Origin of the sequence: Christiangramia sp. 3-2217-3z, from assembly GCF_051195275.1 — a bacterium.
In the GTDB taxonomy this organism is placed as follows: domain Bacteria; phylum Bacteroidota; class Bacteroidia; order Flavobacteriales; family Flavobacteriaceae; genus Christiangramia; species Christiangramia marina.
In genome coordinates this window covers 137,603-161,493 of sequence record NZ_JBNJLI010000001.1, presented here as the reverse complement: position 1 = coordinate 161,493, position 23,891 = coordinate 137,603, and the positions used below count along the sequence as shown (strand labels likewise).

The 23,891-nt window shown below is 39.5% G+C and carries 19 protein-coding genes; 7 read left to right on the top strand and 12 right to left on the bottom strand.

Annotated features, from left to right (window positions below):
• Positions 1 to 54: 54 nt before the first annotated feature.
• The 5 genes from secDF to asnB all read right to left on the bottom strand — a co-directional run bounded on the left by secDF (position 55) and on the right by asnB (position 9,083).
• Entirely contained in the window at positions 55 to 3,057 is a 3,003-nt protein-coding gene (secDF, locus tag ACSHZO_RS00755) for a protein translocase subunit SecDF (RefSeq protein WP_298248087.1), read from the bottom strand.
• 167 nt (positions 3,058 to 3,224) lie between these two features.
• Positions 3,225 to 4,151 (bottom strand): malate dehydrogenase, encoded by a 927-nt coding sequence (locus tag ACSHZO_RS00750; RefSeq protein WP_298248086.1) that lies wholly within the window; start codon positions 4,149 to 4,151, stop codon positions 3,225 to 3,227.
• Between the two features lie 94 nt (positions 4,152 to 4,245).
• Complete coding sequence (locus ACSHZO_RS00745; protein ID WP_298248085.1) at positions 4,246 to 5,229, bottom strand: DUF6588 family protein; 984 nt, start codon at positions 5,227 to 5,229, stop codon at positions 4,246 to 4,248.
• 125 nt (positions 5,230 to 5,354) lie between these two features.
• Positions 5,355 to 7,295, bottom strand: coding sequence for a DNA topoisomerase (ATP-hydrolyzing) subunit B (gene gyrB / locus ACSHZO_RS00740; protein WP_298248084.1), 1,941 nt, complete (start codon positions 7,293 to 7,295; stop codon positions 5,355 to 5,357).
• A gap of 183 nt (positions 7,296 to 7,478) precedes the next feature.
• Positions 7,479 to 9,083 (bottom strand): asparagine synthase B, encoded by a 1,605-nt coding sequence (asnB, locus tag ACSHZO_RS00735; protein WP_298248083.1) that lies wholly within the window; start codon positions 9,081 to 9,083, stop codon positions 7,479 to 7,481.
• Positions 9,084 to 9,341: 258 nt separating this feature from the next.
• Between asnB and ACSHZO_RS00730 the strand changes: the two genes are divergently transcribed.
• The gene (locus ACSHZO_RS00730; RefSeq protein ID WP_298248082.1) at positions 9,342 to 9,920 is read left to right on the top strand and encodes a DUF2911 domain-containing protein; all 579 of its coding nucleotides are present in this window, start codon (positions 9,342 to 9,344) and stop codon (positions 9,918 to 9,920) included.
• A gap of 54 nt (positions 9,921 to 9,974) precedes the next feature.
• Here the strand turns inward: ACSHZO_RS00730 and ACSHZO_RS00725 are convergent, their stop codons facing one another.
• Positions 9,975 to 10,607, bottom strand: a complete 633-nt coding sequence (locus ACSHZO_RS00725) for a 7-carboxy-7-deazaguanine synthase QueE (RefSeq protein ID WP_298248081.1) — start codon at positions 10,605 to 10,607, stop codon at positions 9,975 to 9,977.
• Between the two features lie 115 nt (positions 10,608 to 10,722).
• Here ACSHZO_RS00725 and ACSHZO_RS00720 point away from each other — a divergent pair, with 115 nt between their 5' ends.
• The 6 genes from ACSHZO_RS00720 (at position 10,723) to ACSHZO_RS00695 (ending at position 16,049) form a co-directional block, all read left to right on the top strand.
• The gene (locus tag ACSHZO_RS00720; RefSeq protein WP_298248080.1) at positions 10,723 to 11,985 is read left to right on the top strand and encodes a D-alanyl-D-alanine carboxypeptidase; all 1,263 of its coding nucleotides are present in this window, start codon (positions 10,723 to 10,725) and stop codon (positions 11,983 to 11,985) included.
• 49 nt (positions 11,986 to 12,034) lie between these two features.
• Complete coding sequence (locus ACSHZO_RS00715) at positions 12,035 to 13,087, top strand: S66 peptidase family protein (protein WP_298248079.1); 1,053 nt, start codon at positions 12,035 to 12,037, stop codon at positions 13,085 to 13,087.
• The gene (locus tag ACSHZO_RS00710; RefSeq protein WP_298248078.1) at positions 13,084 to 14,607 is read left to right on the top strand and encodes a helicase HerA-like domain-containing protein; all 1,524 of its coding nucleotides are present in this window, start codon (positions 13,084 to 13,086) and stop codon (positions 14,605 to 14,607) included. The genes ACSHZO_RS00715 and ACSHZO_RS00710 overlap by 4 nt, the downstream gene beginning before the upstream one ends.
• Positions 14,608 to 14,622: 15 nt before the next feature.
• Positions 14,623 to 15,180, top strand: coding sequence for a hypothetical protein (locus ACSHZO_RS00705; RefSeq protein ID WP_298248077.1), 558 nt, complete (start codon positions 14,623 to 14,625; stop codon positions 15,178 to 15,180).
• 1 nt (position 15,181) lies between these two features.
• Positions 15,182 to 15,778, top strand: a complete 597-nt coding sequence (locus ACSHZO_RS00700; RefSeq protein ID WP_295178041.1) for an inorganic diphosphatase — start codon at positions 15,182 to 15,184, stop codon at positions 15,776 to 15,778.
• A 73-nt stretch (positions 15,779 to 15,851) separates the two neighbouring features.
• Positions 15,852 to 16,049 (top strand): hypothetical protein, encoded by a 198-nt coding sequence (locus tag ACSHZO_RS00695; RefSeq protein ID WP_141876892.1) that lies wholly within the window; start codon positions 15,852 to 15,854, stop codon positions 16,047 to 16,049.
• A 69-nt stretch (positions 16,050 to 16,118) separates the two neighbouring features.
• Here the strand turns inward: ACSHZO_RS00695 and ftsZ are convergent, their stop codons facing one another.
• The 6 genes from ftsZ to ACSHZO_RS00665 are packed head-to-tail and all read right to left on the bottom strand — an operon-like array spanning position 16,119 to position 23,872.
• Positions 16,119 to 18,110 carry a cell division protein FtsZ gene (gene ftsZ, locus ACSHZO_RS00690; RefSeq protein ID WP_298248076.1) on the bottom strand — a complete coding sequence of 664 codons (1,992 nt, stop codon included), beginning with the start codon at positions 18,108 to 18,110 and terminating at the stop codon, positions 16,119 to 16,121.
• 33 nt (positions 18,111 to 18,143) lie between these two features.
• On the bottom strand, positions 18,144 to 19,502 hold the full coding sequence (gene ftsA, locus ACSHZO_RS00685; protein ID WP_141876890.1) for a cell division protein FtsA: 1,359 nt from the start codon (positions 19,500 to 19,502) through the stop codon (positions 18,144 to 18,146).
• A gap of 3 nt (positions 19,503 to 19,505) precedes the next feature.
• Complete coding sequence (locus ACSHZO_RS00680) at positions 19,506 to 20,222, bottom strand: cell division protein FtsQ/DivIB (RefSeq protein WP_298248075.1); 717 nt, start codon at positions 20,220 to 20,222, stop codon at positions 19,506 to 19,508.
• Positions 20,212 to 21,570 carry a UDP-N-acetylmuramate--L-alanine ligase gene (gene murC / locus ACSHZO_RS00675; protein ID WP_298248074.1) on the bottom strand — a complete coding sequence of 453 codons (1,359 nt, stop codon included), beginning with the start codon at positions 21,568 to 21,570 and terminating at the stop codon, positions 20,212 to 20,214. The genes ACSHZO_RS00680 and murC overlap by 11 nt, the downstream gene beginning before the upstream one ends.
• A complete protein-coding gene (gene murG / locus ACSHZO_RS00670) occupies positions 21,570 to 22,667 on the bottom strand; it encodes an undecaprenyldiphospho-muramoylpentapeptide beta-N-acetylglucosaminyltransferase (RefSeq protein WP_298248073.1) in 1,098 nt (365 codons plus the stop codon). The genes murC and murG overlap by 1 nt, the downstream gene beginning before the upstream one ends.
• Positions 22,664 to 23,872 carry an FtsW/RodA/SpoVE family cell cycle protein gene (locus ACSHZO_RS00665; protein ID WP_298248072.1) on the bottom strand — a complete coding sequence of 403 codons (1,209 nt, stop codon included), beginning with the start codon at positions 23,870 to 23,872 and terminating at the stop codon, positions 22,664 to 22,666. The genes murG and ACSHZO_RS00665 overlap by 4 nt, the downstream gene beginning before the upstream one ends.
• Positions 23,873 to 23,891: the final 19 nt, after the last annotated feature.

Below are 23,891 nucleotides of genomic sequence, written 5' to 3'. Positions count from 1 at the left end.
CATAAAAAAAGGCTTCCAGATTGGAAGCCTTTTTCAATATATATTCGGTTAGTTCTAAACTGTAGTAACTTCTTCAGTAACCGGTTCTTTCTTAGATTCCAAAGAGGCTTTCTTCTTTACACTATCAAACATTACCGGAGTAGCGATAAATAGTGAAGAATAGGTACCTACGATCACACCTATGATCAATGCGAACATAAAGCCTCTAATGCTTTCCCCTCCAAAAATGAAGATCGCAAGAAGTACTACCAAGGTAGTAAGCGAGGTATTTAAAGTTCTGCTCAACGTGCTGTTAAGTGCGGCATTCACCGTCTTTCCTAATGGCCATGTAGAATGTTCGTTTACGAATTCACGAATTCTATCGAATACTACCACCGTATCATTCAGCGAGTAACCAATAACCGTCAAGATCGCCGCTATAAATGCCTGATCGATCTCCATGTTAAATGGCATTACTTTGTATAGTAAAGAGAAGATACCCAATACGACCAACACATCATGGAATACCGCAGCCACAGCTCCTAAACTAAATTGCCATTTTCTAAAGCGCAATAGAATATAAAGGAATACTACGATTAAGGATCCTAATACTGCCCAGAATGAAGCGTTCTTAATATCATCTGCAATGGTAGCACCAACTTTCATTGACTGCATTACACCAACTTGCTTATCATCAGCTCCATCAACAAATTCTTCATAGGAAATGTCAGCAGGAAGGTATGATCCAAGTGCATCAAATAGAGATCTTTGAATTTCTTCATCAACCTGAGCACCTTCTTCATCAACTTTATACTTGGTCGTAATCTTTAACTGATTGTCCGGACCAAAAGTTTTAGCTTCTGCACTTCCAAATACTTCAGCAAGATCCTTCTCTACGGCAGTAGGATTTACATCATCTGCAAACCTTACCGTATAAGTTCTACCTCCAACAAAATCCACTCCTTCGTTAAGTCCTTGTGTAAGTAATGAACCTAAACTAATTACGATAAATAATCCTGAAACGATATAAGCGATCTTTCTCTTCTTAAGAAAGTCGATATTCATGTTCGTAAACAAATTCTTAGTTATAGAAGTTGAGAAATCCAAAGATTTTCCTCTTGTTCCATATCCATCGATAAACAATCTGGTAATAAAGATTGCTGTAAATAAAGAAGTAGCAATACCAATTAATAAAGTAGTTGCAAAACCTTTAATAGGACCAGTACCTAATAAGAATAGGATAAGACCTGTAAGACCTGTAGTTATATTGGCGTCCAAAATGGAAGACAATGCATTCTTAAATCCATCTGCAATTGCTTCTTTCTGAGCCTTACCTTTGGCAAGTTCTTCCTTGATACGCTCGAAAATAAGTACATTCGCATCTACAGACATACCTATTGTCAATACGATACCGGCGATTCCAGGAAGCGTTAATACCGCTCCAAGACCTGCAAGTATACCAAAGATGAACAAAATGTTCACGATTAAGGCGATATCTGCATAAACTCCCGCTTTACCATAGTAAAGGATCATCCATAATAATACCAGAATAAGTGCGATACCAAATGACATGATACCACTATCGATAGCTTCCTGACCAAGAGATGGTCCTACTACTTCACTTTGAATAATATCTGCTGAAGCTGGAAGTTTACCTGCTCTAAGTACGTTCGCTAAATCCTGCCCTTCAGTAATTGTAAAATCACCAGTGATCTCACTTCTACCTCCAGCAATAGCTCCGGTAGAAACACCTGGTGCAGAATATACAATCTTATCAAGAACGATCGCGATCTGGCTTTGTTCTGCAGAAGCTTTTCCTGTCATGGTTTCCCAGATCTTAGCTCCTGTTCCATCCATTTGCATGCTCACTGCAATACGACCTAACTGATCGTACGTTTGTTGTGCATCTGTAATCACACCTCCACTAAGTGGTGGTTCCATGTTACGGTTACCTTTTAATGCATATAATGCAGCAGTTTCTGTATCCTCATCTGCAACACCCCATACAAATTTAGCATAACGCATTTCTGAAGGAAGTAATGATCTTACTTGAGGCATTTGAAGGTAATCCATTACCTGCGCAGTATCCTGAACATTGAAGTTTGCAAGAACCGGCCCGCCTTGAAAACCTGGAGATGCCATTAGGTCAAACAACGGATTGTTTCCAGTTTCAACACTAGTACTGTCTTCAGCATCGGCAAGTAGATCATCGATCTCATTGTCACCTGAAGTTGCTGCTGAATCTATTTCTTCTTCGGAAGTAACCTCCTCAGACTTTTTCATTTCAGCAAGACGATTGTTCGCCTGAACCAGGAATCCACCTAGCTCGTTGCTTTTATAAGTATGCCAGAATTCAAGTTGTGCAGTAGACTGAAGTAAATTCTTCACCCTGCTGATATCTTTAGCACCTGGCAATTCCACAAGAATTCTTCCTGAATTTCCTAAACGCTGAATGTTTGGCTGAGTTACACCAAACTTATCGATACGCTTTCTAAGTACTTCAAACGCTGAAGTAATAGATTCGTCAATTTTTTGTCTGATAATTGGCTCAACTTCTTCATTACTCATGTTGAAGTTGATCTCACTACTTAATGCTTTGTTAGCAAATACATCCGGAGATGCAAGTTTAGCATTAGGAATGTTGTTAAAAGCTTCGAAGAAAAGATCTACATAGTTCTCCTGGCTATCTGTTTGAGCTTTATCGGCTTCAGAGATCGCCTTTCTAAAAGCCGGATCCTGAGAATCATTCGCCAATCCGCTTAAAATATCTCTAACTGAAATTTGAAGAATTACGTTGATACCACCTTTAAGGTCCAATCCTTTGTTCAGTTCTTTGTCTTTTGCTGAATCGTAAGTGATCCCGGCGATAATTTCATTATCTCCAATAGAATCAAGATACCTTGCTTCTGCCTGGTCACGAAGTTCTGAGTAGTTTTCTACATCCTCGCCAACCTTCTGCATGGCAAATTCCTCAGCATCACTCTCAACGTTGTTTGTCAAAAACGTAAATGACAACTGGTATAGACATACCAGCCCAAACAAAATTGCAAAAACTTTAATCAGTCCTTTATTCTGCATTATTCCTCAAATTATTGATTATTAGGTCTATTTTAAAAACGGACAAATATAGGACTTCATAATTCAAATCCCAATATTTTTTTTTGGATAATTTTAACTTTTAAAAGCATCAAAAAAGCCACATAGAATGTGGCTTTAGAGTATAGTCGGGAAAGTTTATTACAAGCTTAAACGTCTAGCAATCCGTTGGTCTTTTTCACACCCTCGGCACTTTCTTTCATTTTATTTTTTTCAGCATCGTTCAGCTCGATTTCGACAATCTTTTCAATACCGTTCTTACCTAAAATAACAGGCACTCCAATACAAAGATCATTTAATCCAAACTCACCTTCCAGTAAGGCTGAACATGGAAACATTTTCTTCTGGTCACAAGCAATCGCCTGAACAAGACCTGAAACAGCAGCTCCTGGCGCATACCATGCACTGGTTCCAAGAAGTTTAGTTAAGGTAGCTCCTCCAACCTTCGTATCTTCTGAAACCTGATCAAGACGATCTGTATCTAAAAAGACTGATACCGGTACAGAATTTCTAGTAGCCAGACGAGTTAGTGGCACCATTCCAGTATCACTATGTCCACCAATTACCATACCGTCAACATCTGACGGTGGGCATTCAAGAGCCTCACTTAATCTGTATTTGAAACGAGCGCTATCCAATGCTCCACCCATTCCAATAATTTTATTTTTAGGAAGTCCCGTAGTTTTATGAACCAGGTAAGTCATAGTATCCATTGGATTACTAACCACGATCAAGGTTACATCTGGAGAATGTTTGATCAAATTCGCAGATACTTCTTTTACGATTCCTGCATTGATCCCGATCAATTCCTCTCTTGTCATTCCCGGCTTACGAGGAATACCACTGGTAATTACCGCGATATCACTGTTTGCTGTCTTAGAATAATCATTTGTACTTCCACTAATCTTGGTATCGAAACCGTTTAGTGTCGCCGTTTGCATTAGATCCATTGCTTTTCCTTCAGCGTATCCTTCTTTGATATCAAGCAATACTACTTCTGAAGCGAAATTTTTTATGGCTACATATTCTGCACAACTGGCACCAACTGCACCTGCTCCTACTATGGTAACTTTCATGTTAAAATTATATTTAATTTCTATTAATAATGACAGCGAAATTACGAATTACGAAGCAGTTTTAATAATAAGGAATGGTTAAATCAAGTATTGCCTAAAGAAGGAAGTGCAACCCAACATTAAGATTTACATACTTCCCAGCAGTTGCCATCGTACTAACTTTAAAACTATTGAAGTATAAATTAAATCCGATATCTCCTTTGAATTGAGCCTGTGAATCATTCAATCTTGAAATCTCACTATTTACAAGATCCAATGCTAATCCACTGCCTCCAAATTCATATTCAAAGTCTGACTGCGCAACACCTAGAGCTCCAAATATTTCAAAGTTTTCGTATTTCTTTGAAGCCATTACCTCGGCCATCCATACGCCTGAACTTACATCGATCAAATTAAGATTAAGCAAATTAGGTACAGAAATTTGCTCAAACTCATATTTCACATCAAAAATATCATAGGCAATTATGGCCGCCACTTCCAAATCATCATCCCTGGTTCTTCTTCTACCAAAATACTGACTCAAATTATGCTTTAAACCAATCCCATAGGTGCTGAATTCAGATCCGCTTACCTCTAGTGCTGGCAGAGCTCTTACTCCTAATTGGAAACCTAAAGGCAATCCAACTGAAACCTGGGCGAATGGATACATCAAAGCTCCAGTGTCTATCCCTTCAATCGCCTGAAACGCAAATTCCTGACCAAGAAAGTTCCCGTTAAACATTACATCTGTATCACTACCAAAGGCAGTTGGCACTACAGCGGCATTGCTACCGCCAGAGATAGTAAGATTCGAAAAATCATTATTATTTATAGTAAATTCTTTCTTGCTTGAAGGAACAAATAGAGCATTTGCATGCAAGGAAACATCAACTTTCCACGGTTCCAGTGCTTTCGCAGAAGTAAACCAGCTGGCTGTTGCCTGGTAAGCTGCACTCTCTGCTGCAGGAGTAGCGAATCCATCTGCAATAAATAGAAGGTCATCAATGATCTCCTGACCTTCTGCAGGTACCAATTGAGCATGTGCCATTCCACTGCCAAAAAAAGCAAGGATTAGCGTCAAGATTTTGAAATTTTTCACGGTAATTGATTTAGGTTAAATTATAGGTGTTAAGGTTGGTAAAGATAATAGTCCCGTAAATATTAAACGAAAAAAACCCACACTTAGTTTTAGTGTGGGTTTAGATCATACTATGTTAGTGAAAATTAAGCATCGATATTTGCATATTTAGCATTCTTCTCAATAAACTCACGTCTTGGCGGAACTTCATCTCCCATTAGCATAGAAAAGATCCTGTCGGCTTCTCCTCCATTGTCGATATTCACCTGTCTTAATTTTCTGAATTCAGGATCCATCGTGGTGTCCCATAACTGTTCAGCGTTCATCTCACCAAGACCTTTATATCTTTGGATCTGAACACCACCGCTATAACTTTCTGCGATTTCATCACGTTCTTTCTCGCTCCACGCATAACGTTTCTTCTGTCCCTTTTTTACAAGATAAAGTGGCGGAGTAGCGATAAATATATGACCACTCTCGATCAATTCTCGCATGTATCTAAAGAAGAAAGTGAGGATTAAAGTTTCAATGTGACTACCATCTACATCGGCATCACACATGATAACTACCTTATGATATCTCAATTTTGAAAGATTCAAAGCTTTACTATCTTCTTCGGTACCTATAGTTACTCCAAGTGCTGTATAAATATTCTTGATCTCCTCGTTCTCGAAAACACGATGAGACATCGCTTTTTCAACATTCAGAATTTTACCCCGCAATGGAAGGATCGCCTGAAATTTACGATCTCTACCTTGTTTGGCTGTTCCACCTGCCGAGTCTCCCTCTACCAGAAATACTTCACATTGTGCGGGATCCTGCTCTGAACAGTCAGATAATTTCCCAGGTAAACCGCCAACACTCATGACAGTTTTACGCTGAACCATTTCACGGGCTTTTTTCGCGGCATTTCTTGCCTGCGCAGCTAAGATTACTTTCTGAACAATGGTTTTTGCATCATTCGGATTCTCTTCCAGATAGTTTTCCAGCATTTCAGAAACCGACTGAGATACTGCTGAAGTAACCTCACGGTTACCTAATTTTGTTTTCGTCTGACCTTCAAATTGAGGTTCCGCAACTTTTACAGAAATGATCGCGGTAAGTCCTTCCCGAAAATCATCTCCTGTAATTTCAAATTTAATCTTATCCAACAGACCAGAAGCATCTGCATACTTCTTAAGTGTAGTTGTCAATCCTCGTCTAAACCCGGAAAGATGGGTTCCACCTTCATGCGTATTAATATTATTTACATAGGAATGTAAATTTTCGCTGAACGAGGTATTGTAGATCATGGCAACCTCAACAGGAATATCATTCTTTTCACCTTCCATCGAAATTACATGACCAATGATCGGCTCACGGTTCCCGTCCAGAAACTTTATAAATTCCTTTAGTCCTTCTTCAGAATGAAAATGATCCTGAACATATTCGCCATTATCCTCTTTATTCCTCATATCTGTAAGACTAATTCGAATTCCTTTGTTCAGAAATGCTAATTCACGCATACGACTGGCCAAAGTATCATAATTATACTCCAGAGTTTGTTGAAAAATGCTAGGATCTGGTTTGAATGTAACGATCGTTCCACTCAAATCGGTTTCACCTGTAGGCTTTACCGGATACAATGGCTTTCCAAGTTCATATTCCTGCTGCCAGATCTGGCCATCACGATAAACAGTAGCCGTAAGGTGCTCAGAAAGTGCATTCACACAACTTACCCCAACACCGTGAAGTCCACCGGAAACTTTATAAGAATCCTTGTCGAATTTACCACCTGCACCAATTTTGGTCATTACAACCTGCAGCGCAGAAACTCCTTCTTTTTTATGTAGATCAATAGGAATACCCCTACCATTATCTTCAGTAGTGATCGAGTTATCCTCGTTGATAGTAACTTTTATATTATCACAGTGTCCGGCAAGGGCCTCATCTATGGAGTTATCAACAACTTCATAAACCAGGTGATGTAATCCTCGAACCCCGGTATCTCCAATATACATGGAAGGCCGCATTCGAACATGCTCCATCCCCTCCAACGCCTGAATACTGTCGGCAGAATAATTATGTTTCTTAGCTTCTTCGCTCATATTATGCTAATTAATTTTGTCTCTTTTGGATAACGAACAAATATAACAATTCGCATACTTTTAACAGGTTATAGACCTGTGATGAGCCTCGAAGTTATCAACAAATTATGTGGAAAAACCCGAAATGTTTAAGATAATTTTCACATTTCGGGTTTTGAGGAAATTCAAATATTTAAACCAGTTTTACACAGCTACTTTTTTCATTCCAGGAGCTACGTGAGTTTCATTGGCTCTTCCACTAGGATCAAGGTCTTTCTGCCATTTCGGGATCCATCTTTTTACTGTTTTAGCTGCGGAATCCTGAGGGAAATGCTGCTGAAAGATCTCACGGTAGAAGTAAGCTTCTTTTGAAGTTGGTGTGTTTACAGGAAACCTTGTTGCCGCAGTTTCCATTTGGACGTCTGTCACCTGTTCTGAAGCATGATCAATTAACTGATCGATCCAGTTGTATCCTACACCATCACTAAATTGCTCTTTTTGTCTCCATAGAACTTCTTCCGGCAGGAAAGGTTCTTCAGGAGTATCGAATGCTTTTCTTAATATATATTTTTCAACACCATCATAAGTTACCGGCATTTTTTCTTCAGGAACTATTTCCATAGCGGTTTTCAAAAATGCTTTATCCAGGAATGGCACTCTTGCTTCAAGACCATGGGCCATCGTTGACTTATCGGCTCTCAGACAATCTGCAGTGGCAAGACGCTGTACTCTTCTAATGGTTTCCTTCTGAAACTCTTCCGCAGAAGGAGCGTTCTTAAAATATAAGTATCCACCAAGGATCTCATCAGAGCCTTCTCCAGACAATACAACCTTAATCCCTTTTTCAGCAATCGCTTTAGAGAGAAAATACATTGGAGTGCTGGCACGAATTGAAGTAACATCGTAAGTTTCAAGATGCCATACGAGCTTCTTCAAAATAGAGATCCCTTCCTCTACAGTGAAATGAATTTCATGATGCTCAGTTCCAAGAAAGTCGGCAACTTTCCTCGCTGCAATTAGATCTGGTGCTGCTTCATCCAAACCAATTGAAAAGGAATGCAAAGTCTGGCCACTATCTTTCATTAGTCTCGCCGCAATAGAACTTGTTAATGACGAATCGAGTCCACCACTAAGCAATACACCAAGAGGAACATCTGCCATCAATCTCTTTCTGGTCGCTTCGATCAAACTTTCACGTAGCTTTTTAAGATCTGCTGGCTGAGTAGCCACTTCAGATTCGAACCACTCTGGAGAATAGTATCTTACGAATCCGGTTTCTGGAGTATAATAATGTCCAGGAGGAAAAGCATGAAATTCAGTACAGCTATCTGCAAGAGATTTCATTTCGCTGGCAAACCACATGGAACCTGCCTCGTCCTTACCATAATAAAGTGGCTTTACTCCAATTGGATCCCTGGCGACCATAAAGTCATCACCATCAATGATCACAAATGAGAATACGCCATCTAATTTATCTACGAATTCAAGACCATACTTTTCATACATATGTACGATCACTTCAGAATCTCCGGTAGTTCTAAAAGTATGATCCTTTAATTCGTTATTTCGAAGTGACATGTGGTTATAGATCTCTCCATTGTGTACCATCCAGGCAGATTCAGTTCCTTGTATAGGCTGAATACCTGTGGTGAGATCTACGATTGATAGGCGTTCGTGAGCTAACACATAACCTTTTTCAGTAATTTTCAGTCCGCTTTCATCAGGGCCTCTATGAGACATCCTTTTTGAAAGATCAGCGATCTTCTTTTTGTCAAGATCTTTTCCGATAACTGCTAAAATTCCACACATGACTTATATTGTTTATTATTATGGGACAAATATGGGCTGAAGCTATATAAATGAAAACATAATATTCAATAATAATTATATTTGAAAAGTTCAAATTAAAACATGCATATCAAATGGTAGTATATCATTATAAATTTCAAACTTTTCTTTCATTTGTAAACCTCAGCTAAAATTTTAACAGCATATTGGTGCTTCTTTAACAATTCACACCTCTCTGCGTCTTATCTTTATACTAACTAAAATTCAAATATTAGAATTATGAAAAAATTGATCATAGGTGGTTTAAGTGCAATGTTTTTCTTTGTTGCAAACCCTATTAACGCACAGGATAACGATAAGGTGAACTACTCTAAGGAAGAACTTAAGTTTTCCAAAGTAGATGCCAGTCCAATGGATCTTGCGCTCTACAGAGACCAAGATGATGCAGCAGTCGCGAGAGTTATTTATAGCCGACCACAAAAAAGAAATCGTGAGATCTTCGGTAAATTGGTACCTTATGGTGAGGTATGGAGAACAGGAGCGAATGAAGCAACTGAAGTTACTTTATACAAAGACATGAAAGTTGCAGATGCTACGGTAAAAGCTGGAAATTATACCTTATACACAATTCCAGGAGAAAAGGAATGGACTGTTATTCTTAACAGCAAAACCAACACATGGGGTTCTTATGAATATACAGATAAGGAAGATCAGGTAAGAATTAATGTACCAGTAAGACAGGCTCCTAATACTATTGAATCTCTATCTATGGCTTTTCAGGAAGCTAAGAACGGTGCAGACCTTCTTATTGGATGGGACAACAGCTATGTAAAAGTTCCATTTAAGAATGCTAACTAATATGTAGTCCAGCAGCAGATTATAATTTAAAAAACGCCCTGTCGGGCGTTTTTTTTATGGTATGTTCAAATATTTATGGGTTTGTAGCGATACTTTCCACTGCGGATTTTCCATTACATAATCAACGATCATTGGGATCACTTTATCGCGGTTACTCCATTCAGGCTGTAAGTATAAAATACAGTCCTCACTTACTTTCGCCGCCTGCTCTTCAGCGAACTTCAGGTCATGTTTGTTAAAAACAATAACCTTTAACTCATTGGCCAAAGGATAGATCTCCTCGGTTGGCAATTTGATTTTCTTTGGAGAAAGACAGATCCAGTCCCAGGTACCCGTTAGCTCATAAGCTCCTGAAGTCTCAATATGAATATCACAACCTTGTTTCTTGAGATTTTGAGTCAGAGCTGTCATATCCCAGGTTAATGGTTCTCCACCCGTGATCACAATAGTTTTACTGTGTCGGGTAGCATTCTCAACGATTTCCCCAACATGCGTAGGCGGGTGCGTACTGGCATCCCAGCTTTCCTTCACATCGCACCAGTGACAACCTACATCACAACCACCAATCCTTATAAAATATGCAGCCGTTCCTTTGTGGAATCCCTCACCCTGGATCGTATAAAATTCTTCCATTAGCGGAAGCATTATTCCTTTATCAACCAGGCTCTTTGTCTCTTCTGAAATCATAGCCGGCAAAGATAATCATTATACTTCAGGATAAATAACCTTTGTTTTTGAGTTTGCAAACGATTGGTTTAATTGTAAGTATGATAAAGTATATATTTAAGTCAAAAATTTTAATATGCGCCTGACGGTCTTCCTAGCAGTTTTATTCATTCTCGGCCTGAGTTCATGTGCTACTAGCTTATCGCGGAAAACAACCAAGTTTGAGAAGATTCACCATGGATTTACCGGGATCGCACTTTTAGATGCAGAGACTGGTAAAAATATCTATCAATATAATGCCCACAAATCTTTTACTCCAGCTTCCAACACCAAAATATTAAGCCTTTATTCTGCTATAAAATGCCTGGAGGACAGCATCATAACATTCAGGTACCGGAAGGCTAAAGATTCTTTGATCTTTTCAGCCACCGGTGATCCTGGGCTACTGGATTCAGAAGTGTCTTCCAGTACGTCATTGCAATTTCTACGGAATTCCAAGGATTCTATCTATTATCAAAAAGCTAACTGGAAGCAGAAAATGTATGGTGCCGGATGGAGCTGGGACGATTTTGAATATGCCTTCTCCCCTCAAATATCCGCAATACCTGTTTATGGGAATACAGCAATTTTTACGATGGAGAATAAAGATCTTAAAGTTTCTCCGGAAATTTTTAGCAATTATACCCGAACTATTAATTCTGAAACACTGGAAAAACTTAAGGGAACCAATGAATTCAGGATTCCACAGAAACTTCAGAAGAATGATACTCTAAGAATTCCTTTTGAAACTTCAGAAGAATTGAGCATCAGAATCATTGAGGAAGAAATTGGTCGAACTATTAAAATCATCCCGCCAGGACCAAAAGCCAGTCATAATATAAAATCTGTGGCTTCCGATAGTATTTACAAGCAAATGATGCATACCAGCGATAATCTCATTGCAGAACAATTACTTATCATGATTTCAGAAAAAATGACGGATACCATGAGCACTAAAATCTCTATAGATCACGCTAAAAATAGTATATTTAAAGGATTGCCTGATGAATTCCAATGGGCAGATGGCTCTGGCTTATCAAGGTACAACATGAATACTCCTGCTAACCTGGCAATCATTCTGAAAGTTTTATTAGACGAAAAAGGTAAGGCCTGGGTTTCAACCATTTTCCCTACGGCTGGAAAGCATGGAACACTTGCAAACTTACTAACGGACGAAGAAGCATTCGTATTTGCAAAATCAGGAAGTTTAAAAAATAACTATAGTCTTAGCGGATACCTTAAAACGAATAGCGACCGACTTTTAACTTTCAGTATTATGAATTCGAATCATATGAGCTCCGCAAAAGAGATCAAAGCTGAAGTTTCAAAGCTTCTTATTCACATTAGAAATAACTATTGAATTTTAGAAGTTCCAAATATTCCCTATTTTCGAGACAGTATACATACCTATGAAAAGACGCAATTTTGTTTACGGCCTGGGACTTGCCGGTTTAAGTATTCCCCTACAATCATTTTCAGCAACAGCAGAGCGGCAAATTTCAACTAATAAGAAACTTCTACCGAAAAGACTTTCTAAAGGAGATACTATTGGAATAACAAGTCCTGCAGGAGCAATTTTTGACAGCGAACCTTTTGTGATCGCCAAGGAAAACCTGGAAGCGATGGGTTTAAAAGTGAGTTTTGGAGAATTTGTGAAAAACCGATACGGCCACCTGGCAGGAACCGATGAAGAACGTGCTTCAGAATTGAATCAAATGTTTGGTGACCCTGAAATAGATGCGATCATTTCACTTCGTGGAGGTTCGGGAGCTGCAAGAATTATAGACAAACTTGATTACGAGCTCATTCGGAAGAATCCGAAGATTTTCATAGGCTACAGTGATATTACAGCATTGCATCTTGCGATGTACGAAAAAACTGGTTTAGTGACCTTTCATGGACCTATGGCAAGCTCTTCATGGAATACTTTTAATTACGATATTTTTCACCGGCTGTTATTCGAAGGAGATATGATCGAATATTCAAATCCAGAAAATTTGAACTTTCTGGAAGTCCAAACTGGCAATAGAATAAGAACTATCAATACTGGTAACGCCAAAGGGGAATTACTGGGTGGAAACCTATCTGTACTTACCTCAATTATGGGAACACCATATTTCCCTACGGACTGGTCGAATAAGATCCTGTATCTTGAAGATATTGGAGAAAAAATCTATGCCGTAGACAGGATGATGTCCCAACTAAAACTTGGTGGTATACTGGATAAGATCTCAGGATTCGTCTTTGGAAAGTGTACAGGCTGTGATCCCGGCGGAAGTGGCTACGGTTCACTTACTATGGAGGAAGTTATAGACCATTATATAAAACCTTTAAATATCCCGGCATTCTCAGGTGCGATGATTGGTCATATAGATGACAACAGCACCATCCCTAATGGAATTGAAGCTGAAATAGATAGCAAAACCGGAACTATTAAATTATTAAAACCTGCAGTTAAATGACCACATCAGAAAAGTTTGTAGATCACATATCTTCGGAATACAGTACAAAGGGTGATTATATTTATCTGGGCGCAGGAATGCTCGACGAACAAGTTTTTGCAAATGCTCCAGTAAAGATTCCGTTAAAAACGATGAATCGCCACGGATTAATCGCAGGAGCTACAGGAACCGGAAAATCAAAGACCCTGCAGATCCTTGCTGAAAACCTATCTCAGAAAGGAGTGCCGGTTTTACTGATGGACGTAAAGGGAGATCTTAGTGGAATCGCGAAAGCTTCAGAAGGTGCCACTTTTATAGATGAGCGTCATGAAAAACTGGGATTTCCATTCTCTCCAGATGCTGCACCAGTAGAGATGCTAAGCCTTTCAGAACAGGATGGAGTAAGACTCAGAGCAACAGTCAGTGAATTTGGTCCAGTGCTCTTATCAAGGATACTTGATCTAAATGATACCCAATCCGGGATCATGGCGATCATATTCAAATATTGTGATGACAACCAATTACCACTTCTGGACCTTAAGGATCTCAAAAAGATGCTTCAATATACCACAGAGGAAGGCAAGGAGGAGATCAGCAAGGAATATGGTAGAATTTCAAGCGCATCCACAGGTGCTATTCTGCGGAAGATCATTGCGCTGGAACAACAAGGCGCAGAGCTGTTCTTTGGTGAAAAATCTTTTGAGGTAAACGATCTCCTGAGAAAAACATCAGACGGAAAGGGCTATGTGAATATATTGAGGCTTACCGATCTTCAGGACAGGCCAAAATTATTCTCCACCTTCATGCTTTCACTTCTTGCTGAAATTTATTCAACCTTTCCAGAGAAAGGTGATATGGATAAACCGGAACTTGTTTTATTCATAGATGAGGCACATCTTATTTTTGATGAAGCTTCAGATGCATTGCTAGATCAAATTGAAAGTATTGTAAAACTGATACGTTCCAAGGGTGTTGGATTGTACTTTGTCACTCAGAATCCGGCTGATGTTCCTGAAGAAGTTCTGGGACAGCTGGGACTTAAAATTCAGCATGCATTAAGGGCTTTTACAGCTAAAGACCGTAAGGCTATTAAACTTGCTGCTGAAAATTATCCGATTTCAGAATTTTACGATACCAAAAATATGCTTACCTCGTTAGGTATTGGAGAGGCTATGGTTTCAGCATTAGACGAAAAAGGAAGACCTTCTCCCCTGGTAGCGACCATGTTGCGCGCGCCAATGAGTAGAATGGACATATTAAGTGATTCAGAATTAAGACAAATCAACAAAAATTCTGAACTTGCCCGGAAATATAATGAGGAAATTGACCGCGAAAGTGCTTACGAGATCCTGAATAAAAAGATCGAAGAAGCAGATCGTGAAGAAGCAAAACAACAGGCTAAAGATCAGCGAGAAAAAGTAGCAAAAACCAGTAGCCGTCGTAAAAGCGGACGTTCCCGTGAAGGAGCGATCATCAAAGTGCTAACGAGTGCGACTTTTATACGCGGCGTAATGGGAATATTGAATAAATTTTTAAAATAAAGGAAACAGAAATCTATGTATAAAAAAGCTCTAATCTTTCTAGGCCTTTGCGCCGCGATGGTATCATGCACGAGTGATGAAGAAAACCCATTTCTAATAACTCCAACGCAAGTGGGACCTTTGAAAAAGGAGGTTAAGATCAACCAGTTAGATAGCATTTTCCAAAATGATAGCATTGTAAGACAAACAAGCGGTCCTGATGACTTTCGTTCTACAGATGAGATCAAGATCTTTGGTGAAGATGGTGCAGCTTTAATGAGCCTGGAACCCTTGCAGGAATTCGACTCTACCAGTACCATTGGATATATTCGCATACTTGATTCCCGATACGAAACTAAGAACGGACTAAGTGTAAATAGTACCTTCAAGGATATCATGGAGAATTATACGATCTCAAGGATCGAGAATACGATAAATTCTGCCGTGGTATTTCTGGATGAGATCAATGCTTACATTACAATAGACAAATCACAGTTACCGTCTAATCTTCGTTATGATACGGATAGTAAGATCATGGCTTCACAAATCCCGGATGATGCAAAGATCAAATACTTTATGATCTACTGGAACTAGAATGAGAAGGTACCTGGCTATTCTTATTGTAATACTGTTTGCATCCTGCAAATCCAGACAGGACCTGCTGGCTACCAGTTTACTTTCGAAAAAAGGCAATTACCAGGCAGTGATCGAAATACCAGCAGGTACAAATGCTAAAGTAGAATACGATAAGGACTTAAGACTTTTTAGTACTTCCCTTCGTAATGGTAAGGAAAGGATTATTGATTTCCTGGCTTATCCTGCGAACTATGGGTTTATACCTTCCACTTATTCAGATCCCGCGAATGGAGGTGATGGTGATGCGCTGGACATTATGATTCTTAGCAGCACACTGCAATCTGGAGATATCGTGGAATTCATTCCAATTGGTATGATCAAAATGATAGATGCGGGCGAAGAAGACTTTAAAATTATTGCCATCCCAGCCAGAAGGGAATTAAGAACAATACAGGCTGAAAATTATCAGCAACTATCCAAAAATTACCCCGGAGCACAAAATATTCTGGAGACCTGGTTTTCAAATTATGATCTGGAAGACAATACGACAATCGAAGGTTGGGGTGATGAGAAGGAAGCAATTAAAGAAATTGAAAGGCTTCGGTTAAAATTGTAAAGTTTGTTAATATTGATTTCTGAATAAATTAAATAGATACTTTTAATTCTGATAACCAATATTTTAATGTCTTATGATTAAAGTTTTAGCAATGATTATGACCGTTGGTGGTGCGATCGCACTGGTAATGGGAGTCTTAGGAATCTTTGGAAGTATAGCACTTATGTTAAGCCCCTGGGCACTTACCATCCTGGGATTTGTATTCTTCGTAGCAGGAATTTCCATGCTTAAATATCGAAGAGATACAGATGAAGTTCCTGCACGAAAGTAATTAGTTCGCAAAATCTGAACATAAAAAAAGCTGCCAAAGGGCAGCTTTTTTGTTTCACTATGGTGACTTTTAGTCCACATTATCATGCAAGAAAGAATTGTTCTTTCTAAAATGCAATTCGTTATTGTCATCCTGCTCGATGCTGGTTCTGGAAAGTTTGCTTTCGCCAGGCTTCGAATTATTTAACTCGATTCCAGCTCTTTTATAAGCCGGCTGCTTTTCGATCTCGTCGATCTGTGCTGAACCAGTTCTAAACTTGTAATTGAACTCCTTCATCTTCGCTTTACGCTCTGCCGTGCGTTGACGCACAACTTCAGAAGAAATTGGATTATCAAATGGATCATGCTCATCATTGTCATTTTCTCTTGAAGGAGCTGGAGCTACAGTCTTTTTCTCAAAAGCCACTGTCTCATCCTTTTCTTCTTCCTTTTCCGGAGCCTTGGAACTTTCAAGTTGTTGCTCCACTTCCATATAATCATCAAGACTATATCGCTTTACTCCCGTGGCAGAATTTTCGGTTACAGGAACAATCTCAACATGTTCGTTCACTCGTATATTTCTTGCAGACTCTTCCTCTTCTTCGTTTAAAGAATGACGCTTTACCTCTTCTTTCTTTTCTGAAGTCTGTTTCTTCTCTTCCTTCTGATTCATTGGAATATCGAAAGTAAACATGAACTGATCTTCACTTTCAGATTTACCTTCTTCAGATTCCTTAAAATTTTCGGTATCCAGTGTTTCCGAAGTATCATTGATGATAAACTCTTCAGGATTCACTTCCTCATAGATAACATCAAGCTTTCTTGCGAAATCTGGTGTTTTATAAATATCTTCTACCTTTTTCTGAATTTTACCAACCTCGTCTACTTCCTCTACATTTTCATCAAGAGTATGAACGATCTTTTCTTCCTTTTTAGGTGCTTCAAATTCTATTTGAGCATCTTCAATATCATCATTCCTGTCCTGAGATACTTCAGAAACAGAACCAGTTCTTTTAGCGATCAACTCCTGCTCGGCTCTTTGCTCGTCTTCCAGGGTATGAATGATCTTTTTAGTTTCCGTATTAGTGATCTCATTTTGCTGTTCTACATCAAAACCAGTAGCGATAATAGTTACAGCAATAGAGTCTTCAAGAGATTCGTCCTCACCAACACCCATAATGATGTTAGCACTATGTCCAGCTTCAAGCTGAATATGATCATTGATCTCTCCAATTTCATCGATAGTGATCTCCTCGTTACCAGATACAATTAGCAGTAAAACATTTTTGGCTCCGGTGATCTTATTATCGTTCAATAATGGCGAATCAAGTGCTTTCATGATCGCATCTGTAGCTCTACTGGCTCCTGAAGCCTGGGCAGAACCCATAATTGCAGTTCCAGAATTACTCAATACAGTCTTCGCATCGCGAAGGTCAATATTCTGAGTATAATGGTGCGTTATAACTTCTGCAATTCCTCTGGATGCAGTTGCCAACACTTCATCAGCTTTCGAGAATCCGGCTTTAAAACCAAGATTTCCATAAACCTCACGAAGTTTGTTATTATTGATCACGATGAGTGAATCTACATGCTTACGCAGTCTTTCAACTCCTAATTGTGCCTGTTCGTTTCTGTTTCTTCCCTCGAACTGAAATGGAATGGTCACGATACCAACCGTTAAAATATCCAGTTCTTTTGCCTGTTTTGCAATTATTGGAGCAGCACCAGTCCCGGTACCACCACCCATACCTGCCGTGATAAAGATCATCTTGGTATTGGTATCCAACATTTGCTTAATTTCCTCAAAGCTTTCTACTGCCGCTTTCTCACCGATCTCAGGGTTCGCTCCTGCTCCAAGTCCTTCAGTTAAAGTTACCCCTAACTGGATTTTGTTTGGAACCGAACTGTTCTCCAAAGCCTGGGAGTCGGTATTACAAACAACAAAATCAACCCCTTTTATTCCTGCCTGGAACATATGGTTAATGGCGTTGCTTCCTCCACCTCCAACTCCAATCACTTTGATGACGTTCGATTGGTTTTTTGGTAAATCGAATGAGATGTCTCCAAATTCTGTACTGCTCATAAACTCTGTTTTACTGGTTGTATTGTATCTATTTTATTCTGCATTGTCTAAGAAATCCTTGAATTTCTCTGCCCATTTATCAAAGATGCTTTTTCGAGCAACCTTATTGGAAGAGGGCTCTTCCCTGTAAGTATCATACTCATCATCGTCCTCATCATGATTTTGCTCATCAACCTCATCTTCTACCATTTGGTTTTTAGAGAGCACAACTTCCTCCTGATACTTGTTATTCCCTTTTTCAAGGCTATTCATTACCAATCCAACTGCCGTAGCATATACCGGACTGGTGGTTTCTGAATCGTTATTTCCGGCCAGATGTTCGTTAGGATATCCTATTCTTGTATCCATTCCCGTGATATATTCTACCAGTTGCTTAAGATGCTTTAACTGAGCACCACCTCCGGTAAGAACGATTCCAGCGATCAATTTTTTCTTTTGCTCATCGTGACCATAATTTTTGATCTCCAGGTAAACCTGATCGATGATCTCTACTACTCGTGCATGGATGATCTTGGAAAGATTCTTCAAAGTGATCTCCTTCGGCTCTCTTCCACGTAAACCTGGAATAGAAACGATCTCATTATCCTTGTTTTCACCCGGCCATGCTGATCCAAATTTGATCTTGAGTAATTCTGCCTGCTTTTCAATAATTGAACATCCTTCCTTAATATCTTCAGTAATCACATTTCCACCGAAAGGAATTACCGCAGTATGCCTGATGATTCCATCTTTAAAAATGGCAAGATCTGTCGTACCACCACCTATATCGATAAGTGCCACACCTGCCTCTTTTTCCTCCTGACTGAGAACAGCATTTGCTGAAGCTAACGGCTCCAGAGTCACTGCTGAAAGTTCCAGACCTGCGCTTTTTACGCATCGACCAATATTTCTTATGGAAGAAACCTGTCCAACAACCACATGAAAATTAGCTTCCAGTCTTCCACCGTACATCCCGATAGGCTCTTTAATTTCTGCCTGTCCGTCTACTTTAAATTCCTGCGGAAGCACATGAATGATCTCTTCTCCCGGTAGCATAACCAGTTTATGGACCTGGTTGCACAACGTATGAATGTCTTCAGAATCTATAACCTCATCAGGATTCTGCCTGGTGATATAGTCACTATGCTGAAGGCTTCGAATATGCTGTCCCGCAATTCCAACTACCACTTCACTGATCTTTAAACCGCTATCGGCTTCTGCTTCCTGTATTGCCTGCTGGATAGACTGGATTGTCTGGGTGATATTATTCACCACTCCGCGATGTACGCCCAGGGATTTTGATTTTCCTATGCCTACGATCTCTACTTTTCCATACTCATTCTTGCGGCCGATCATAGCCACAATCTTGGTAGTTCCAATATCTAATCCTACTGCAATATCGTTCTGTTCCATAAACTATTTTTTCGTGCACACAACCTGATCTCCAAATTGTAGGTTCACTTTTTTGTAGGTATTTAATTTCTTATCCTTCTTAGCCTTTTTGTAAAAGGCTTTAAAATTGTTAAACTTGAGATCTATCTTTGTAGTATCTCCAAAATAAACTTGAAAATCATTCTCTCTAAGTTCTAAAGCATAGGCTTCAGCATTTAAACGAGTAATGCCCGTTATATGTTTCCTTAGAAAGTCATCATTCTGAATATAACTTACGACCCCGTAAACTTCAGCTACAGTACTTCCATCAAAACCGAACATTAGTGGCACTCTAGCCGAGTAATATTCTGATAATGGCATGATCTCCCCATTTCTATCCAGGTAAAATGAAGAATTTCCAGCTACCCTGCCTATTGGCTTTCTCTGACTTACGGTTGCTTTCAATTTTCCGTCGAGTGTTAGAAATACTTCTGCATTTTCAATCATGTCGTGATCGTTCAGCATGGCTTCCACTCTATTCAAATCTAAAGTTTCTTTATCTATACTCGAGATACTGTCATTAGATTGTATTAACAATTTATTAACCACTTCCTCAGTCACATAGAGGTTCTCTGTCTCGGTAAAACTAACCTTGATATTGGTTAATTTTCTGTTCTTATGGCGATGTTCTGCAAAACCATAAAGTCCTCCTACTAGGAGAATTAAAATTAGAGGCTTTAAAAACTTTAGACTACGCTTCATTCTGTAATGCATTTTGAACAGATTCAACTTCATCTCCAATATCGCCAGCGCCCATCATTACTACAACATCTGCATATTCAGACCTTATAGAATCAATAAGATCATGTTTGCTAACAAGTCTCTTGTAATCATTTTCTATTTGTTCCAGTAACCAGGCTGAAGTGATGCCTTCGATTGGGGTTTCTCGTGCGGGATAAATATCCATGAGAAAGACCTTATCAAATTCTGAAAGGCTGGAGGCAAAATCTTCAGCGAAGTCACGGGTACGGCTAAACAAGTGGGGTTGAAAAACCGCAAGAACAATTTTGTCTGGGTACATTGCACGAACCGCCTGATGTACTGCAGAAATCTCTGTAGGATGATGAGCATAGTCATCAATTAACACCAGTTTATCAGTTTTAATCTTATAATTGAATCTACGTCTAACACCTTTGAAAGAATATAAAGCCCTGGCCAGATCGATGGTTGGGGATCCGTATTCGATCGCCATCGCCAAGGCTGTTATAGCATTCAGCAAATTGTGATTGCCGGGTAGATTAAATCTTAAATTTTCTATAGTTTGAGAAGGAGTCTTTAGATCAAAGACATAAGTACCATTCTCAATCTTTACGTTCTTAGCTGAATAATCACTCGCATCATTTATGCCAAGAGTCTTTCCGCTTAGAGATAATTTGTTATTTACGAATAAAGTGCCGCTTTCAGGTATTTTTGCAGCAAAGTCCTTAAACGATTTTTCCAGTTCTTCTTTACTTCCGTAGATATCAAGATGGTCTGCATCCATAGAAGTAATCGCCGCAATATTGGGAGAAAGCCGAAGGAATGAACGATCAAACTCATCTGCTTCTACTACTACGACCTCATCGCCCTGCATGATCAGGTTTGACTGAATATCTTCACTAATACCACCCAGGAATGCAGTTACTTTCGCGCCAGTTTCTTTAAGCAAATGACCTAAAATAGCGGTTGTGGTAGTTTTTCCGTGAGTACCGGCAACGGCCAGGCAGTATTTATTAACGGTAACCATTCCTAGTAATTCAGATCTTTTAACGACCTCAAATCCTTCCTGTTGAAAATAATTAAACTGTTTATGACCTTTTGGAACTGCAGGAGTATACACCACGAGGCTGTTTTCCACATCCTCTAAAATATTCTGTGGAATAGCCTCAACCTCATCTGCATAACTAATATTAATTCCTTCCTTCTCCAGTTCTGCTGTAAGTTTCGAAGGTGTACGATCGTAACCACAAACCTTAGAGCCCTTCGCCTGAAAATATCTGGCGAGCGCACTCATCCCAATTCCACCGATACCGATGAAATAAAAATGTTCTATGTGATCAGGGTTCTTCATTAGTTTCTTTCTACCAGCTTTTCTACTTCGTCGACAATATCTGATGTGGCGTTAGGCAGCGCCAGTTGTTTTATATTTCTTGAAAATCTTTCCAGTCTTCTTTCATCCTTTAAAAAACTGAAAAAGCATGGATCAAATTTTTCTGTAAGTTCATCTTCAGTAATCATCAATGCCGCATCATGATCTGTTACCGCCATGGCATTTTTCGCCTGATGATTTTCAGCAACATTAGGGGAAGGGATAAATAACACCGGTTTTCCTACTATGCATAATTCTGAAACGCTTCCAGCTCCAGCTCTTGAAATGATCACATCTGCAGCTGCATAGGCAAGGTCCATACGATTGATATATTCCTTCGCCACGATAGCTTCTGAAGCGTACTTCTTATAATCTGAATAATACAATTTCCCAATTTGCCAGATCAATTGTACATTTTCCTGTTCGAACCTTTTCAAATAGGTTTCAATAAGTTTATTGATCCTTCTTGCTCCCAGGCTTCCGCCTAAAATTAGTACTGTTTTCTTTCCAGTCTTCAGTTTAAAATATTCCTGAGCTTCCTGCCTTAGTGTATTTACCTTAAGCAAATCCTGTCTAACCGGGTTCCCAGTAATGACAGTTTTTTCCGCAGGGAAATAATCTTTTACTTTTTCATAGGCAGCACAGATAACACTTGCGTTCTTGGCTAGTATTTTATTTGTGATACCTGGAAGACTATTCTGTTCCTGCACCAGCGTTGGAATATTTCTGGAGATCGCTACACGCAGTAATGGTCCGCTGGCAAATCCACCCGTACCAACGACTACATCTGGCTTAAATCTCTTTACAATCTTTCTCGATTTTGAGATACTACTAATTAACTTAAAAGGAAAAGATAAATTTCTTAGACTTAAGGAACGATCGATCCCTGTGATCCACAGACCTTCTATCTTATAACCAGCCTGAGGCACCTTCTCCATTTCCATGCGGTTCTTCGCACCTACGAACAATATCTCAGCTTCTGGATGACGATTTTTTATCTCATCTGCAATAGCGATCGCAGGATAGATATGCCCACCTGTTCCGCCACCTGATAATATAACTCGCATGTTCTTCTTCATATCGCTTCGCTCAAAATATCCAGAGGATTCTCTTCCTCGCCATTCAGGCTCTCATTTTCAAATTCTTTAATCTCTTCTCTTCTTGCACTTACACTCAGTATAATTCCAAGTGCGATGCAGGTCATCCAGATGGACGTTCCCCCACTACTTACCAGTGGCAAGGTTTGTCCTGTTACCGGAAATAATTCCACCGCGACACCCATGTTGATAAGCGCCTGGAAAACTATAGGCAATCCTACGCCCATTACCACCAGTTTACCAAATATGCTACTTGCTTTGGTTGCAACAATGACAATCCTGAATAACAGAAGCAAATAAGCCAGCATTACTCCAAAAGCTCCTATTAACCCCATTTCCTCCACGATGATCGCGTAAATGAAATCTGAAGAAGATTGGGGTAAAAAATTTCTTTGTACACTTTTACCAATTCCAGTTCCTGTAATACCTCCCTGAGCGATCGCAATCTTAGCCTTCTCGACCTGGTATTGTTCATCTGCTTCCTCTCCATCGAAAAAGGTTTCAATTCGGCTTGACCAGGTATCGATCCTGTTTGGTAATAAACCTGGAAATGCTTTAGCTGTTAGCACAAAAATTCCCAGCATTACAATGCCGACACCAACAATGGCTGATAGGTATTTGATAGGATAACCTCCTAAGAACATCAGTATCAGCGTCATGACAAAAATGATCGCCGTTGTGGAGAAATTGGCCGGCAAAATTAGCACTAATACGGCGAAAACAGGCGCCCATAGCGGAATTATTGTCTCCTTAAATGTTACTTTTTTCTCGGTGATCTTAGAGAGATATCTTGCTACATAAACCATCAATACGACCGAAGCCAGAGTTGAAGACTGGAAGGATACATTTAATACCGGAATACGTATCCATCTACTGGCATAGGCACCATCAATAGTGGTCCCCTGGGCGATTGTAAAAATCAGCAAAATAATTACTATGGGGAGTAGCAAAATACTTATTCCCCGAAAGTAATGATAAGGTATTTTATGTACTGCGAATAACAGGCAAAAACCAAGAAGCAAGTGAAAAAAGTGCATGATAAGAAATCCGGTAGTACTACCATCTCCGTGGAGATAGGCCAGGTTACTACTGGCGCTGTACACCGGCAAAAAGGAAAAGATCGCCAGCAAAGCTGCTACCGCCCAGATCACTTTATCACCTTTTAAATTTGCAAATACGTTGCTCATTATCCTATTCAATAATTTT